Annotated in this window: 16 protein-coding genes and 1 pseudogene; 9 read left to right on the forward strand and 8 right to left on the reverse strand. The window is 67.3% G+C overall.

What is annotated here, in order from left to right:
* Positions 1-9: 9 nt before the first annotated feature.
* The 3 genes from gnd to dnaA form a co-directional block, all read right to left on the reverse strand.
* Entirely contained in the window at positions 10-903 is an 894-nt protein-coding gene (gene gnd, locus G6N31_RS21085) for a phosphogluconate dehydrogenase (NAD(+)-dependent, decarboxylating) (protein WP_098005840.1), read from the reverse strand.
* A 30-nt stretch (positions 904-933) separates the two neighbouring features.
* Positions 934-2,127 carry a DNA polymerase III subunit beta gene (gene dnaN, locus G6N31_RS21090; protein ID WP_179964218.1) on the reverse strand — a complete coding sequence of 398 codons (1,194 nt, stop codon included), beginning with the start codon at positions 2,125-2,127 and terminating at the stop codon, positions 934-936.
* Positions 2,128-2,710: 583 nt separating this feature from the next.
* Entirely contained in the window at positions 2,711-4,216 is a 1,506-nt protein-coding gene (gene dnaA / locus G6N31_RS21095; RefSeq protein WP_098005844.1) for a chromosomal replication initiator protein DnaA, read from the reverse strand.
* A 619-nt stretch (positions 4,217-4,835) separates the two neighbouring features.
* Here dnaA and rpmH point away from each other — a divergent pair.
* The 9 genes from rpmH to G6N31_RS21140 all read left to right on the forward strand — a co-directional run bounded on the left by rpmH (position 4,836) and on the right by G6N31_RS21140 (position 11,077).
* Positions 4,836-4,979 (forward strand): 50S ribosomal protein L34, encoded by a 144-nt coding sequence (rpmH, locus tag G6N31_RS21100; RefSeq protein WP_014818477.1) that lies wholly within the window; start codon positions 4,836-4,838, stop codon positions 4,977-4,979.
* Between the two features lie 21 nt (positions 4,980-5,000).
* On the forward strand, positions 5,001-5,360 hold the full coding sequence (gene rnpA, locus G6N31_RS21105) for a ribonuclease P protein component (RefSeq protein WP_098005846.1): 360 nt from the start codon (positions 5,001-5,003) through the stop codon (positions 5,358-5,360).
* A complete protein-coding gene (gene yidD, locus G6N31_RS21110; RefSeq protein ID WP_098005848.1) occupies positions 5,357-5,680 on the forward strand; it encodes a membrane protein insertion efficiency factor YidD in 324 nt (107 codons plus the stop codon). Before rnpA ends, yidD begins: the two co-directional genes overlap by 4 nt.
* Positions 5,681-6,814 carry a membrane protein insertase YidC gene (gene yidC / locus G6N31_RS21115; protein ID WP_098005850.1) on the forward strand — a complete coding sequence of 378 codons (1,134 nt, stop codon included), beginning with the start codon at positions 5,681-5,683 and terminating at the stop codon, positions 6,812-6,814. It abuts the gene before it with no gap.
* Positions 6,815-6,849: 35 nt separating this feature from the next.
* Entirely contained in the window at positions 6,850-7,392 is a 543-nt protein-coding gene (locus G6N31_RS21120) for a Jag family protein (protein ID WP_098005852.1), read from the forward strand.
* Between the two features lie 51 nt (positions 7,393-7,443).
* Entirely contained in the window at positions 7,444-8,124 is a 681-nt protein-coding gene (rsmG, locus tag G6N31_RS21125; protein ID WP_098005883.1) for a 16S rRNA (guanine(527)-N(7))-methyltransferase RsmG, read from the forward strand.
* Positions 8,124-9,050, forward strand: coding sequence for a ParA family protein (locus G6N31_RS21130; protein ID WP_098005854.1), 927 nt, complete (start codon positions 8,124-8,126; stop codon positions 9,048-9,050). The genes rsmG and G6N31_RS21130 overlap by 1 nt, the downstream gene beginning before the upstream one ends.
* A gap of 43 nt (positions 9,051-9,093) precedes the next feature.
* Positions 9,094-10,095, forward strand: coding sequence for a ParB/RepB/Spo0J family partition protein (locus tag G6N31_RS21135; protein ID WP_098005856.1), 1,002 nt, complete (start codon positions 9,094-9,096; stop codon positions 10,093-10,095).
* A gap of 217 nt (positions 10,096-10,312) precedes the next feature.
* Positions 10,313-11,077, forward strand: a complete 765-nt coding sequence (locus G6N31_RS21140) for an acetyltransferase (protein WP_098005859.1) — start codon at positions 10,313-10,315, stop codon at positions 11,075-11,077.
* Here G6N31_RS21140 and G6N31_RS21145 read toward each other — a convergent pair.
* The 5 genes and pseudogenes from G6N31_RS21145 to sigM all read right to left on the reverse strand — a co-directional run bounded on the left by G6N31_RS21145 (position 11,059) and on the right by sigM (position 14,637).
* Positions 11,059-12,246 carry an N-acetylmuramoyl-L-alanine amidase gene (locus G6N31_RS21145; protein WP_098005860.1) on the reverse strand — a complete coding sequence of 396 codons (1,188 nt, stop codon included), beginning with the start codon at positions 12,244-12,246 and terminating at the stop codon, positions 11,059-11,061. The genes G6N31_RS21140 and G6N31_RS21145 overlap by 19 nt on opposite strands.
* Positions 12,247-12,356: 110 nt before the next feature.
* Positions 12,357-12,686, reverse strand: a complete 330-nt coding sequence (trxA, locus tag G6N31_RS21150) for a thioredoxin (protein WP_098005862.1) — start codon at positions 12,684-12,686, stop codon at positions 12,357-12,359.
* On the reverse strand, positions 12,683-13,678 hold the full coding sequence (gene trxB, locus G6N31_RS21155) for a thioredoxin-disulfide reductase (RefSeq protein ID WP_098005885.1): 996 nt from the start codon (positions 13,676-13,678) through the stop codon (positions 12,683-12,685). The genes trxA and trxB overlap by 4 nt, the downstream gene beginning before the upstream one ends.
* A gap of 110 nt (positions 13,679-13,788) precedes the next feature.
* Positions 13,789-14,052, reverse strand: a pseudogene (locus tag G6N31_RS21160) (RsmA family anti-sigma factor); the annotation flags it as partial.
* Positions 14,053-14,076: 24 nt separating this feature from the next.
* On the reverse strand, positions 14,077-14,637 hold the full coding sequence (gene sigM, locus G6N31_RS21165) for an RNA polymerase sigma factor SigM (protein WP_098005864.1): 561 nt from the start codon (positions 14,635-14,637) through the stop codon (positions 14,077-14,079).
* Positions 14,638-14,669: the final 32 nt, after the last annotated feature.

A 14,669-nucleotide genomic window follows, 5' to 3' on the forward strand; every position in this document is an offset into this window, starting at 1 on the left:
CTCACTCCGTCATCCCGACTCGCTGACGCGCTTGACCGCATGCCCGCCGAACTGGTTGCGCAGCGCTGCCACCGCCTTCATGGTCGGTGAATCTTCCTGACGGGAAAGGAATCTGGCGAACAGGGCGGCAGCGATGCTGGGGACCGGCACCCGCAGCCGGATCGCTTCCTCGACGGTCCAGCGGCCTTCCCCGGAGTCCTCGGTGTATCCGCTGATCTGCGCCAGGTCGGGATCCTCGCGCAGCGCCTTGGCCAGCAACTGCTGCAGCCACGACCGCACCACCGTGCCGTTGGACCACGCCTGATAAACCGCCTGCGGGTCGCGCACCAGGTCCTCGGCGGCGAGCATCTCGTAGCCCTCCGCGTACGCGGTCATCAGCGCGTACTCCACACCGTTGTGCACCATCTTCGCGAAATGGCCCGCCCCCACCGGGCCGACGTGGACGAACCCGTCCTCGACCGGACCCGGGGGACGCAACGCGTCGAAGATCGGCATCGCGCGGGCCACGTCCTCGTCTGCGCCGCCGACCATCAGGCCGTATCCCTCGGTCAACCCCCACACGCCGCCGGACACACCGGCGTCGACGAACGCAATTCCGTTGTCTCCCAGCAACTTCGCGTGAGGCTGGTCTTCGGTGTAGCGGGAGTTGCCGCCGTCGATCACCAGGTCTCCAGGACCCAGGATCCCGGCCAGGCTGACGATGGTCTGATCGGTGACCGTGCCCGAGGGCACCATCACCCACACCACCCGCGGGGATGACAGCGCCTTGGCCAGGTCTTCGAGCGACGCGACGTCGGAGACCTCCGGGCGCGGGTCGAAGCCGATGACCTCATGGCCGGCGTCGCGCAGCCGCGCGCGCATGTTGAACCCCATCTTGCCCAGGCCGACCAGACCCACCTGCATGCCTGCGCTCCCGTTCGTCGTCGTGATCGGTCAGCCCGGAAGTCGGACGGGCATCAACAAGTAGACATAGTCGGTCTGCGCGGCCGGGAACGGGCCGGCGCCGGTGGCGATGGTGTCGTCCTCGCCGGCCGGCCGCAGCACCGCGGGCCTGCTGGGGGTGGTGAACCCGAAGGTGACCCGGTCGGAATGCAACGATCCGAGACCGTCGGTCAGGTAACTCGGGTTGAACGCAATGGTCAGCGGGTCTCCGGAGAACTGCACCGGCAGGTCCTCCTCGGCCTTGCCGACGTCGTCGGCACCGGCCGAGAGCCGGAGCACATCGTCGGCGAATTCCATGCGCACCTGCGCGCCGCGATCGGCGACCAGCGCAACGCGCTTGATTGCCTCGGTCAACTCGGCGACGCCCAGGGTTGCCACGGCGGTGTGTTCGGTGGGCAACAGCTGCCGGAATTTCGGGAATTCCGCGTCGAGCAGGCGGGTGGTGCTGCGCTTGCCCTTGCTGCGGATACCCAGCAGCCCTTCCTTGCCGACGGTCGGACCCGAGCCCAGCGACAAGTGCACCTCGGTGCCGTCGGTGCCGGCGCGGGCGGCTTCCGCCAGCGTTTTGGCGGGTACCAGAACCGCCGCTTCGACGCCGGGCGTGGCCGTCGACCAGGTCAGCTCGCGTACGGCCAGCCGGAATCGGTCGGTGGCGGCGAGAACCACTTTCTCCCCGGCGATCTCGACCCGGATACCGGTCAGCATCGGCAGCGTGTCGTCCCGTCCGGCCGCGACAGCCACCTGGCCGATCGCTTCGGCGAACAGGTCGGCCGACACCACGCCGGTCTCATCGGGCAATGTGGGCAGCGTCGGATAGTCCTCAACGGCCATGGTGGGAAGCGAAAATCGGGCACTTCCGCAGGTCAGCGCCACCCGGGTGCCCTCGACGCTGACGTCGACCGGCTTGGCCGGCAGCGACCTGACGATGTCGGAGAGCAGCCGCCCGGAGACCAAAACGCTTCCCGGAGAGGCGATCTCAGCGGGGATCTGGACCTCTGCGGACACCTCGTAGTCGAATCCGGAGATGGTCAGACCGTCATCGGAGCCGGTCAGCAGCACCCCGGCCAGCACCGGGACCGTCGGACGGGACGGCAGGTTGCGTGCCACCCAGGCGACTGCATCGGCGAACTCCTCGCGGGTCAGCCGAAATTTCAGGTCGGTCAGCCCTGCCGTTGTCGTCGCCACGTCCATAGCGTCCCTTCGATGCACACCCCGATAAGCCTCTTGCAGCGAGTTCACGGCGGCGCAGGCCGCGCCGGCCAGGCGCAGCGCGACGACCGGAACGGCTGTCGATGAACCACCGTAGAGCTTTCAGCGTCAATCTGAAAGCTAAACGATCGGGGTGACATTCCCGCGCCGAAGAGGGCCGGGACAGGGGTGTGACCGGTCCTTCCCCAACCGCCTTCTTCTAGAAGAAAGTGAAAGAGATATCTGAGTAATAGTGATAGGTCCTGTGCACTCTGGGGATAACAGGCGTTTCACGCAGGCCAGCGCCGGTCGACGGGTGTGAGTGGATTGGGGACAGGCCCGGAACGGCCGCGCCGATGGTGGGGATGACGACGCGGCTGTGCATGAGTGCTGACATTTTCCGGGCGTTCATCAGCAGGTTGTCCACACGCCGTGCACAGGACCAGATGTGACCGTTGTGACGGGGGAGACGCAAGTTTTTTGGTCCCGATCGCGGACTCGCCGGGACACGACAGCGCGACACGCCGCAGAAAGGAGATGCCGGCCAGCGCGGCCGGCGGGAAAACGGGGGGAGGGCGAGTCAGCGCTTGGCGCGTTGACGAATGCGGGTGGTGAGTTCCTTGACGTGGTCGAAAACCTCACGGCGCTCAGCCATCTCAGCGCGAATCTTCTTCTCCGCGTACATGACTGTGGTGTGGTCGCGGCCGAACGCCTGCCCGATCTTGGGCAGGGACAGGTCGGTGAGCTCGCGGCACAGATACATCGCGATCTGGCGGGATTGCGCCAGCGCGCGGGTCTTGCCCGGGCCGCGCAGCTCATCGACGCTGGTCTCGAAGTACTCGGCGGTGGCCGCCATGATCGCCGCGGTGCTGATCTGCATCGTCGACGGATCCGAGATCAGGTCGCGTAGCACGATCTCGGCCAGTGACTTGTCGATGGTGGTCTTGTTCAGCGACGCGAATGCGGTCACCCGGATCAGCGCACCCTCGAGTTCGCGGATGTTGCGCTCGATGCGGCTGGCGATCAGCTCGAGTACATCGCCGGGCACGTCGAGGTTGTCCATCTGCGCCTTCTTGCGCAGGATCGCGATGCGGGTTTCCAGCTCGGGCGGCTGAACGTCGGTGATCAGCCCCCACTCGAAGCGGGTGCGCAACCGGTCTTCCAGAGTCGCGAGCTGTTTGGGCGGCCGGTCGGAGGAGATGACGATCTGCTTGTTGGCGTTGTGCAGCGTGTTGAAGGTGTGGAAGAACTCCTCCTGGATGCCGTCCTTACCTTCGATGAACTGGATGTCGTCGACCAGGAGCACGTCGATGTCGCGGTAGGTGCGCTTGAACGACGCGCGACGGTCGTCACGCAGCGAGTTGATGAAGTCGTTGGTGAATTCCTCGGTGCTGACGTACTTGACGCGCATCCCGGGAAACAGTCGCTGCGCGTAATTGCCGGCGGCATGCAGCAGGTGAGTCTTGCCCAGACCCGATTCACCCCAGATGAACAGCGGGTTGTAGGCGCGGGCGGGGGCCTCGGCGATGGCCAGGGATGCGGCGTGGGCGAACCGGTTCGACGCGCCGATGACGAACGTGTCGAAGGTGTACCGGCGATTCAGATTGATCGCGGTCGGGTCGTCGCTGTCGTCGCTCTTGGCACGCTGGGACAGATAGCTCGGCCAGTTGGCCTCGGCGCTGGCCTGTGCGGCGAGGTCGTCGTCGACCAGGTCGTCGGCCGCGTCCCCGGTGTCGGCGGAGGCGGGATGGCCGTCCGAATAACCCTCCGAATATCCGTTGTGCCCGTCGTCCGACGGCGGTGGGGGATCGGCGATGCGCACCCCGAGCTCGACGCGCTGGCCCAGCTGGCGACTCAACGCGGCGACGATCGGCTCACGCAGATGCCGCTCGATCTCGTTCTGCACGAACGGGGTGGGCACCGAGAGCAGCGCGAACCCTTCGGTGATCACCAACGGCTGCACGAGTTTGAGCCAGGCCCGTTGCTGGGGGGTCAGTGAGCCGTTGGACGGGTTGCCGTTGCCGTTCAGCTCGGCCACGACGTTGTTCCAGATGGACACGAACGGTGGGTCGGGGTCAGCCGTCAATGACAAGCACCCCCTCGCCGGCCATCGTAGAACGGCCAAATGAACGATGACGAACTGTCCACAAAGTTATCCACAACCTGTGGAGAAGGGACGTCGCCGTCGTTCGGTTGTCTACCGGCGGGGAAACCGCGTGTCGGAGCAGTCGCACATGGGGCTCAGTGGGCTCGCGGCGGGGGCGGTTGTCCTCGCTTCGTTGTCGTCCGCCGTTCCGGGTATGGAATCGGCTCTGCCAGAAGCTAACAGTTTTCTCTCCGGGTGCCAACAGTTCGGCAACATTGCGTGGGACCGGAATGTGGTCTGGCTCAATAGGTCCAGGCAAGCGTGACGGCAGTGACATCTGTGATGCCGCTGAGGTGGGCAGACGCGGCCGCCGACGCGCGGCCGGAGCCGTGTGGGCAGCAGGTCAGGCTCCGCCGACGCAGGTTTGACCCAGCCAAAACTCGTCAGTACCCTCGAACAGTCGCCCGTACGTGGCGATACGGCTGCGACCCGGTCTCGGGGCACCGCGCCGGCTAACAATGCGAGACGGACGAGCTTACCAACGGCCGATCGCGCGACGCGTGCCACGTGACGTGGCGGGCGGTTGCGCGGGGGCCAGACTCAACAAGGAGTGACTGCCGTGGCCAAGGGCAAGCGGACCTTCCAGCCCAACAACCGTCGCCGGGCGCGGGTGCACGGGTTCCGGCTGCGGATGCGCACTCGGGCCGGCCGCGCGATCGTGTCGGATCGTCGCCGCAAGGGCCGTCGTTCACTGACTGCGTGATCCGGTCCAAGGTCTGACACGGTGCTTCCGGCGCAACACCGGATGACCCGGTCGACCGAGTTCGGCGCCACAGTCAGTCGCGGGGTGCGGGCGGCACAGCCGGACCTCGTGGTCTACACCTTGCGCTCTGACGCAACCGGTGAACCCGGACCGAGGATCGGCCTGGTCGTCTCCAAAGCAGTGGGCAATGCGGTGCAACGGCATCGCGTGTCCCGTCGTCTGCGGCATGTCGCGCGCAATGTGCTCACCGAACTGGACCCGGATGATCGGGTCGTCATCCGAGCGCTGCCGGGCAGTCGCGCCGCGGTGTCCGCGCGCCTGGAGCAGGAATTGCGCACCGCACTCCAACGCATCCGCCAGCGTCGGGGAGAAGCGTCATGACCGCTCGGCCCGCACGCGCGGTCATCTATCTGATCCAGCTGTACCGCCACACGATTTCCCCGCTGCGGTTACCCACCTGCCGGTTCACCCCGACGTGCAGCCAATACGCTGTCGAGGCGCTGACCGAGTTCGGGTTGCTGCGGGGCGGATGGCTGGCGACGGTGCGGTTGCTCAAATGCGGGCCGTGGCATAACGGAGGGTGGGATCCGATCCCGGATCGGCACCCGGACTGCCAGAGTCACAGTGACGCAATGGCCGAATGTGGCTGTGGCATAGCGAAAACCGGGACCGACCGGTATCTCAAGAGAAGAGTCAACTGAGTGTTCAACTTCTTCAGCCTCGACATCATCTACTACCCGGTGTCGGCGATCATGTGGGTCTGGTACAAGGTCTTCGCCTTCCTGCTGGGTCCGTCGAACTTCTTCGCCTGGGCGCTGTCGGTGATGTTCCTGGTGTTCACGCTGCGCGCGATCCTCTACAAGCCGTTCGTCCGCCAGATCCGCACCACCCGCCAGATGCAGGAGCTGCAACCCCAGATCAAGGCGCTGCAGAAGAAGTACGGCAAGGACCGCCAACGGATGGCGTTGGAGATGCAGAAACTCCAGCGCGAGCACGGGTTCAACCCGGTGCTGGGATGCCTGCCGATGCTGGCCCAGATCCCGGTGTTCCTCGGCCTGTTCCACGTGCTGCGGTCGTTCAACCGGACCCAGGGCGGTTTCGGGCAGGTGCAACTGACCGTGGAGCAGAACCGCGCGACCGGCAACTACTTCTTCAGCCCGACCGACGTGGCGAACTTCCTCGACGCGAACCTGTTCGGTGCTCCGCTGAGCGCCACGATGATCCAGACCAGCGGCCTGGACGCGTTCACCGAATTCAACCGCGCCGCTGTCATCGGGGTCGGCGTCCCGATCATGATCCTGGCCGGCATCGCGACCTACTTCAACAGCCGTGCTTCGGTGGCGCGGCAGAGCCCCGAGGCTGCGGCCAACCCGCAGACCGCGATCATGAACAAGCTCGCCCTGTACGTGTTCCCGCTCGGCGTCGTCGTCGGCGGACCGTTCCTGCCGCTGGCGGTGATCATGTACTGGCTCGCCAACAACATCTGGACCTTCGGCCAGCAGCACTACGTCTTCGGCAAGATCGAGAAGGAAGAAGAGCTCAAGAAGCAGGAGGCGATCGAGCGCCGCGCCGCCAATGCGCCCGCGCCCGGCGCGAAGCCCAGCCGGAAGAAGAAGGCCGACGGTGACGGCGTCTCGGCCCCCGAGGTGACGTCGGCGGAAAACGGAAATTCGCCGCAGGCGGCGGCCAAGGCAGAACCCGGCGAGGGCCGCGGCGGCCAGTCGGCGACCAAGGCACAGAGCGGTGCGCAGAAGCCGAACGGTTCCGGCGGTCCGAAAGGGGCGACCAATCGCAGCCCCAGACCCGGTGCCCGGCCGAAGAAGAAGAAGCGTTGAGACGCGGGTCGACCGCGGACGAGAAAGAGGTAGACATGACCGAGACCGAGACCGAGACCACCGAACCTGACGCCGACGTGCGGGTCGACGCCGACAGCGGCACCGGAGAGGACCTCGAGGAGAAGTTGGTCGCCGAGGGCGAGATCGCCGGCGACTACCTCGAGGAGTTGTTGGATCTGCTGGACTTCGACGGGGACATCGACCTCGACGTCGAGGGCGACCGCGCGGTCGTCAGCATCGACGGGGGCACCGATCTGAACAAGCTCGTCGGCCGCAAGGGCGAGGTTCTCGATGCGCTGCAGGAGCTGACCCGGCTGGCCGTGCACCAGAAGACGGGGGAGCGCAGCCGACTGATGCTCGACATCGCGCAGTGGCGGAAGCGCCGGCGTGACGAACTGGCCGCGCTGGGAAGCAAGGTCGCGCACCGGGTGCTCGAGACCGGGGAACGCGAAGAGCTGGCGCCGATGACGCCGTTCGAACGCAAGATCGTGCACGACGCCGTGGCGGCCGTGCAGGGGGTGCACAGCGAGAGCGAAGGCGTGGAGCCGTCGCGCCGCGTCGTCGTGCTGATCGACTGAGAGTTACATCGATGTAGTTCGTACCGGCGCGTTCGATGGAGGATGTTTCACGTGAAACGTGCGGACGTGCCGCCGCCCCCCGCGGCCGTGCGCGAGCTGTTCGGCGACCGCGCCGAGATCGCTCAGCGCTATGCGGAGGTCCTGGCCGGCGCCGGTGTAGAGCGGGGACTGTTGGGTCCCCGCGAGGTGGACCGGTTGTGGGAGCGTCACATTCTCAACAGCGCAGTGGTCGGTGAGCTTCTGCAGCCGGGTGAGCGGATCGCCGACATCGGGAGCGGAGCGGGGTTGCCGGGGATACCCCTGGCGCTGGCTCGACTGGATGTGCGGGTGACGCTGATAGAGCCGCTGTTGCGGCGCAGCGATTTCTTGCGCGAAGTGACCGGGATGCTCGGTGTGGATTGTGCTGTCGTACGCGGCCGGGCCGAAGACCGCGCGGTGCGCGACGAGGTCGGGGAGATGGACGTAGTGGTCTCGCGGGCGGTTGCCGCCCTGGACCGGATCGCGCAGTGGAGTGCGCCATTGCTGCGGCAGGGCGGCAGGATGATCGCGATCAAGGGGGAGCGGGCGGCCGTTGAGGTCGCCGAGCACTCCCGCGCACTGGCTGCCGCCGGGTTCGCCGACATACGGGTTGCGGTGTGTGGTTCGCAATATGTCGATCCACCGGCGACAGTCGTCATAGGCTCATTGGAGAAGAAGTCGGCGCCACGGCAGCCGGGAAGGAGACGCGGGTGATGTCAAACCCCGGTAAGCCGGGCGCCACCGATGTTTCACGTGAAACGTGGAGCGCGCACGACGTGGACACGCCGATCGGTGCGGAGGCTGAGCGGGCGGTGCGCCTCCTGCACGCGGCGACCCGCGGTGAGTTGCCGAAGCCGAAACGGCAACGGGTGTTCACCGTCGCCAACCAGAAGGGCGGCGTCGGAAAGACGACCACGGCTGTGAACATCGCCGCGGCGCTGGCACTGCAAGGCGCTCGCACGCTCGTCATCGATCTCGACCCGCAGGGCAACGCGAGTACCGCGCTCGGGATCGAGCACCGGCCGGGTACGCCATCGTCGTACGAGGTGCTGATCGGTGACATCCCGGTGGAGGAGGCGCTGCAGCGCAGCCCGCACAGTGAACGGCTCTTCTGCGTGCCCGCGACCATCGACCTGGCGGGTGCCGAGATCGAGTTGGTCAGCATGGTGGCCCGAGAAGGGCGCCTGCGGACCGCGCTCGCGGAACTCAAGCACCACGACTTCGACTACGTCTTCATCGACTGCCCGCCCTCACTGGGTCTGCTCACCATCAACGCTCTCGTCGCGGCACCCGAGGTGTTGATCCCGATCCAGTGCGAGTACTACGCGCTCGAAGGGGTCGGCCAGCTGTTGCGCAACATCGAGATGGTCAAGGCGCACCTCAATCCCGAGCTGGACGTGACCACGGTCGTGCTGACGATGTACGACGGGCGGACCAAGCTGGCCGACCAGGTTGCGATGGACGTGCGCGCTCACTTCGGCGACAAGGTGTTGCGCACCGTGATCCCACGCAGCGTGAAGGTCTCCGAGGCACCCGGTTACGGCATGACGATCATGGATTACGACCCGGGCTCGCGCGGGGCGATGAGCTACCTCGACGCCAGCCGCGAGCTGGCTTCGCGTGGAGAGCTCGAAGGGTGAGCGTCGCCGGGAGCAGTCACGGTGACAAGAGAAAAGGGGAGCGATGAACAACGCGGCGCGTAAGCGGAGCGGCCTCGGCCGGGGATTGGCATCGCTGATTCCCACCGGTCCCGCGGAGGGCGGCGAACGCGCCACCACCGGGCCGCGCATGGGGGACGCCGCCGCGGACGTCGTGCTCGGTGGCGGCGCACCGCCGCCGCCGGCCGAGAACCCCGCAGGGGCCGTGTACCGCGAGATCGCGCTGTCGGCGATCGAACCGAACCCGCGGCAGCCCCGCCAGGTGTTCGACGAAGAGGCGCTTGCCGAACTCGTGCACTCCATCAAGGAGTTCGGCCTGATGCAGCCGATCGTCGTGCGGGCCCTGCCCGTCGAGGACGGTCAGGACGCGGGCGCTCAGCGCTACCAGTTGGTGATGGGGGAGCGACGCTGGCGTGCGTCCCAGGAGGCCGGGGTCGCGACGATCCCCGCGATCGTCCGCGAGACCGCCGACGACAGCATGCTGCGTGACGCGCTGCTGGAGAACATCCATCGAGTGCAGCTCAACCCGCTCGAAGAAGCGGCGGCTTACCAACAGCTGCTCGACGAGTTCGGCGTCACCCACGATGAACTGGCTTCCCGCATCGGGCGGTCGCGACCGGTGATCACCAACATGATCCGGCTGCTGCGGCTGCCGATTGCCGTCCAGCGGCGGGTCGCCGCCGGGGTGCTGTCCGCCGGGCATGCCCGCGCGCTGCTCTCGCTTGAAGGTGGGCCGGAAGCCCAGGAGGAGCTCGCGGCCCGCATCGTCGCCGAGGGTCTGTCGGTGCGGGCGACTGAGGAAGCGGTCACGCTGGCCAATCGGGAGGGCAACACCCCGCCGGCCGCACCGCGGCGCAAGCCGATCCAGATGCCGGGCCTGCAGGATGTCGCCGAGCAGCTGTCGACGGCCTTCGACACCCGGGTGACCGTGAGTCTCGGCAAGCGCAAAGGCAAGATTGTCGTGGAGTTCGGCTCGGTGGACGATCTGCAGCGCATCGTTGAGCTCATGAACACGTCCAAGCAGTGACCGACCACACCGGCGAATTACGTCACTGTGACACGCTCGGTGCCCGCGGTCCCGGCGACGATCAACCGCGTGGCAAACCAACTGAGACGCAACCGATTTCATCGCTCGGCTGCAATCGCGGCGGTGGTGCGCCGCAGCCGGGGCCGTACTTGCGCCGGGCTTCTATCCTGGTAGGGCAGCCTCGTCACTCGGCGCGGCGGAGACCCCCGGGAGCGTAGTGACCACACGCATCACGCCTCTTCGGCTCGAAGCATTCGAGCAGCTACCCAAGCATGCGCGGCGCTGTACCTACTGGGAGGTGGACCCGACGACCGTCGGCGGCGACGATCACCTGGCAGATCCGGAGTTCGAGAAGGAAGCCTGGCTGTCGATGGTCATGCTGGAGTGGGGGTCGTGCGGTCAGCTGGCCGTGCGCGACCGCGGCGCCGCCCACGGTAGTGGAGCGGACTGCGACGTCGAGGACGAGCCGTGCCTGGGATACGTGTTCTATGCACCGCCGCGCACCGTGCCGCGGGCCCGCCGGTTCCCGACCGGACCGGTCAGCGCCGATGCGGTGTTGTTGACCACGCTGGGCGTGGAAGGCCAGCAGGAACTCGAGGGGCTGTCGCGAGCTCTGATCACCGCCGTCGTCGGGGACCTGGTCAGCCGCGGCGTGCGCGCCCTGGAGGCGTTCGGCCGGTCCGCAGAGGTCGATGCACTGAGCGAAGAGGCCGAGGTTCCGCCCGACGTGCGGCCGGTGCTCGAGGTGCTGGGGGACTGCGCGGTGGGCAACTGCGTGCTGGCCACCGATCTGTTGCTCGATGCCGGCTTCGAAGTGGTGACCCACCACCGGTACTTCCCGCGGCTGCGGCTGGAACTCGAACAGGGACTGGGTTGGAAAGCCGGTGTGGAGGAAGCGTTGGAGCGGCTGCTGCTCAGCGCGCAACTCGAGCAACCGGTGGGTGCCGGTGCCGGCGTGCGGGGTCAGCTGCGGCGGGCTTGATCGACCGCCAACTCGTGGGCCAGCAATTCGGCGAACGTGAATGTGCCGGTGGGACGGTCGTTTTTGCCGAGCAGGTAGAGCCGCTTGACCGCGGCGAGAATGCCCTCGGCGATCGAGTCGCGGGCCGACGGCGACACCAAGGTCTCCCGGTCACCGGTATTGCTGAGATAGCCGAGGTCGACCTGCACCGTCGGCATCCGGGTCAACCGGAGCAGATCCCAGGTCCGACCGTGTACCCGGCAGTCACGTAATCCGGTGCGGGCCACGACTTCTCGCTGGATGAAATCAGCCAGGTTGCGGCCGATGGTCGACGCCGAACCGTGGGAGTTGCCGAAGTGGAAGGACGCGACGCCGTTGGCGGCCGGGCTGTCCTGGGTGTCGCACCGCAGGCTGATCATCAAGTCGGCACCGACGGTGTTCGCGGTGGCGGCTCGCTCGGCGTCGGTGGGCGCGTTGTGCACCGAACGCGACAGGAAGGTGTCCATGCCGATCGCGGTCATTCGGCCTTCCAGCCGACTGGCCAAGTCCCACAGGATGTCTGCTTCGCTGACCGGCCCCGCGGGTCCGGTCATGATGAGGCCGTGGTCGCTGCCGCCGCGGCCCGGGTCGATGATGATGCGTTTGCCCGACAGCCGCGGCCCGGAGCTGCGGACCAGTTCTTCTTCACGTATGGCATGGGGTGACCCGCCGGTGACTCGCGAACCGAGAAAGTACAAGGAGCGCAACGTCTCCGGACCGCAGATGCCGTCGGGGTACAGGCCGTACTCGCGCTGGTAGGACGTGAGTGCGTTGTGGGTCTGCAGGCCGAAATGCCCGTCGACCAAACCGGTGTAGAACCCGAGATCCTGCAGGCGCGCCTGCAGCGTCGCGACGTCGTCGCCGTACATCGGTGCGCCGAACTGGTGGTTCAGGATTCGCGCGCCGAGGCGGTAGGAGGCTTCCTTGAGCGCCCGGAACGTCGCCTCGCCGACGATCCCGTCGACCAGAAGTCCCCGGTGCTGCTGAAACGCCCGCACCGCATGGTCGAGCTCTTCGTCGAAGACGTCGACGGCAACGTGCTTGCCGGTGGTCAGATCGGCGTCTGCGTCCTCGATCATGCCGAGCGCGGCCAGTGCGGACCGGATCTCGGTGACCGCACCCCCGCGGTCACCGCGACGCAGACTCGACATAGCCAGATTGTCGCAGACAGCCAACGGAATCGGGAAAACCCCAGGCCCAACGGCGTTGTGAATTATGGCCACAGTGCCGTATCGGACAGGTGTCCGACCGATATCGGGTGCTACAGCACGTCGCCGATCTCGCGGAGCAGGGCGGCTTTACCTTTCGCTCCGACGATGCGTTTGACGGGTTGACCGTCCTTGAACAGGATCATCGTCGGGATCGACACCACCTGGAAGTCGCGCGCGGTGGCGGGGTTCTCGTCGACGTCGAGTTTGGCGACCCTAAGCACGTCGGCCTTTTCGGCGGCGATCTCCTCGAGCACCGGTGCGACCATCTTGCAGGGGCCGCACCAGGTCGCCCAGAAGTCGACCAGGACCGGGTTGCCGCTGGCCAGTACGTCGTCGGCGAACGAATCGTCGGTCACGGTGACCGTTTTGGAGTCGCTCACTGGTTGGCTCCGATCAAGTCGCTGTCATCGGTTGTGGTGGAGGTTCTTTCGCCGGGGTCGGCCTGCTCGGCCAGCCACCGTTCAGCGTCGATCGATGCGGCGCAACCACTTCCGGCCGCGGTGATGGCCTGCCGGTAGGTGTGGTCGACGAGATCGCCTGCGGCGAAGACACCTTCGACCGAGGTGTAGGTGGTCCGGCCCTGCACCTGCACGTATCCCGACTCGTCCACCTCCACCTGATCGCGGACCAGCTCGGAGCGCGGATCGTGGCCCACGGCGACGAAGACGCCCGTCACCGCCAGCGCGGACTCCTCGCCGGTGACCGTGTTGCGCAGCCGGATGCCGGTCACCTTCGGATCGCCCTCGATCGCGGTTACCGCGGTGTTGGTCAGGATGGTGATCTTCTCGTTGGCCTGGGCCCGCTCCAGCATGATCTTGGAGGCGCGGAACTCGTCGCGGCGATGGATCAGGGTGACGCTGCGCGCGAAGCGGGTCAGGAACGTGGCTTCCTCCATCGCGGAGTCGCCACCGCCGACCACGGCGATGTCCTGGTCGCGGAAGAAGAAGCCGTCGCAGGTGGCGCACGTGCTCACGCCCATCCCGATCATCTCCTGCTCTCCCGGCACGCCGAGCTGGCGGGCGGCGGCGCCCATGGCCAGGATCACCGCGCGGGCCCGGTGGGTCTCGTCGCCGACGGTGACCGTTTTGACCGGGCCGGCCAGGTCGACGGCGTCGACGTCCTCCATCCGCAGGTCGGCGCCGAAGCGCAGCGCCTGCTCGCGCATCTGATCCATCAGCTCCGGTCCGGTGATGCCGTCGCGGAAGCCGGGGTAGTTCTCCACCTCGGTGGTCGTCATCAGCGCGCCCCCGAACTGACTGCCCTCGAAGACCAGCGGGTTGAGCTGGGCGCGGGCGGCGTAGATCGCGGCCGTGTAGCCGGCCGGGCCCGAACCGATGACGATCAGGTCGTGGACTGGAGTGGGGGAGGTCATGAGCACCTTTCTGCCGGCGACGAGTGCGAAGCCGTCCGCTTGGTTGAACACCAGGGTAGGCGGGTGTGTTCCTGCCCAGCTACCCGGCGCGGCTACCGCCGCGGCACGTCACGCAGCGCGGCGCGGATCCGGGCGAGCACAGCTGGGGGCACCGCGGGCGCGCTGTCGGGGTCGGCGCCCAGCTCGGCGAGGTGGCGGCGGACGGCGTCCAGACCAGCCAGCGTCTGCGCAGCGTGTGGGTCGGTGCGCACGATGCGGCGCACCCGGGCCGCGGTCGCGTCGTCGAGCAGACCGGCCTGCAGGTCGGCCAGCACGTCCGTGGTCACATCCCCGGTGCCAGGGTCTGGGGATTCGCAACCCCCGCCGCCGTCCATGGCTGAGAGGATATCCGCCGGCGTTCACTCCACGGCGGCGTCGGCGGCGAAGTAGTGCAGCGCGGCGGCCAGCTTGGTTCGGGCCCGGGCGCACCGGCTCTTCACCGTGCCCTCGGCGACGCCGAGCATCCGGGCCGTGTCGGCGACCGAGTATCCCTGCATGTCGACGGCCACCACCGCGGCCCGCTGCTCGACGGGCAGCCGCATCAGCGCGCGCTGCACCGCCACGGCGGTATCCACCTTCGAGGTCGGGTCCACGGCGTCGAAGTGGCTGTCGTCGATCTCTTCGTACACATAGAACTTGTTGCGCCGGAGCCGGTCCAGGCAGGCGTTGACCACGATGCGGTAGAGCCAGCTGCTCACGGCCGAGTCGTGCCGGAAACCGCCGGCCGCCCGGTGCGCGGCCAGCAGCGCGTCCTGCAGCGCATCGGCCGCGTCGTGCGGGCTGCGGCTGGTCACCACGGCCAGCCGGTAGAGCTGACGGTGGTGGCGGTGGAACAGCTCCTCGAAGGCGTACGGGTCACCGGCGACATGCGCGGCGAGCAGCTCTTTGTCGCTGCGCGACCGCCCCCCGGAAATCCCCACAGCCGAACACTAACCGCGCCGCCGGGGACCGC

The organism is Mycolicibacterium duvalii, from assembly GCF_010726645.1.
Taxonomy (GTDB): Bacteria; Actinomycetota; Actinomycetes; order Mycobacteriales; family Mycobacteriaceae; genus Mycobacterium; species Mycobacterium duvalii.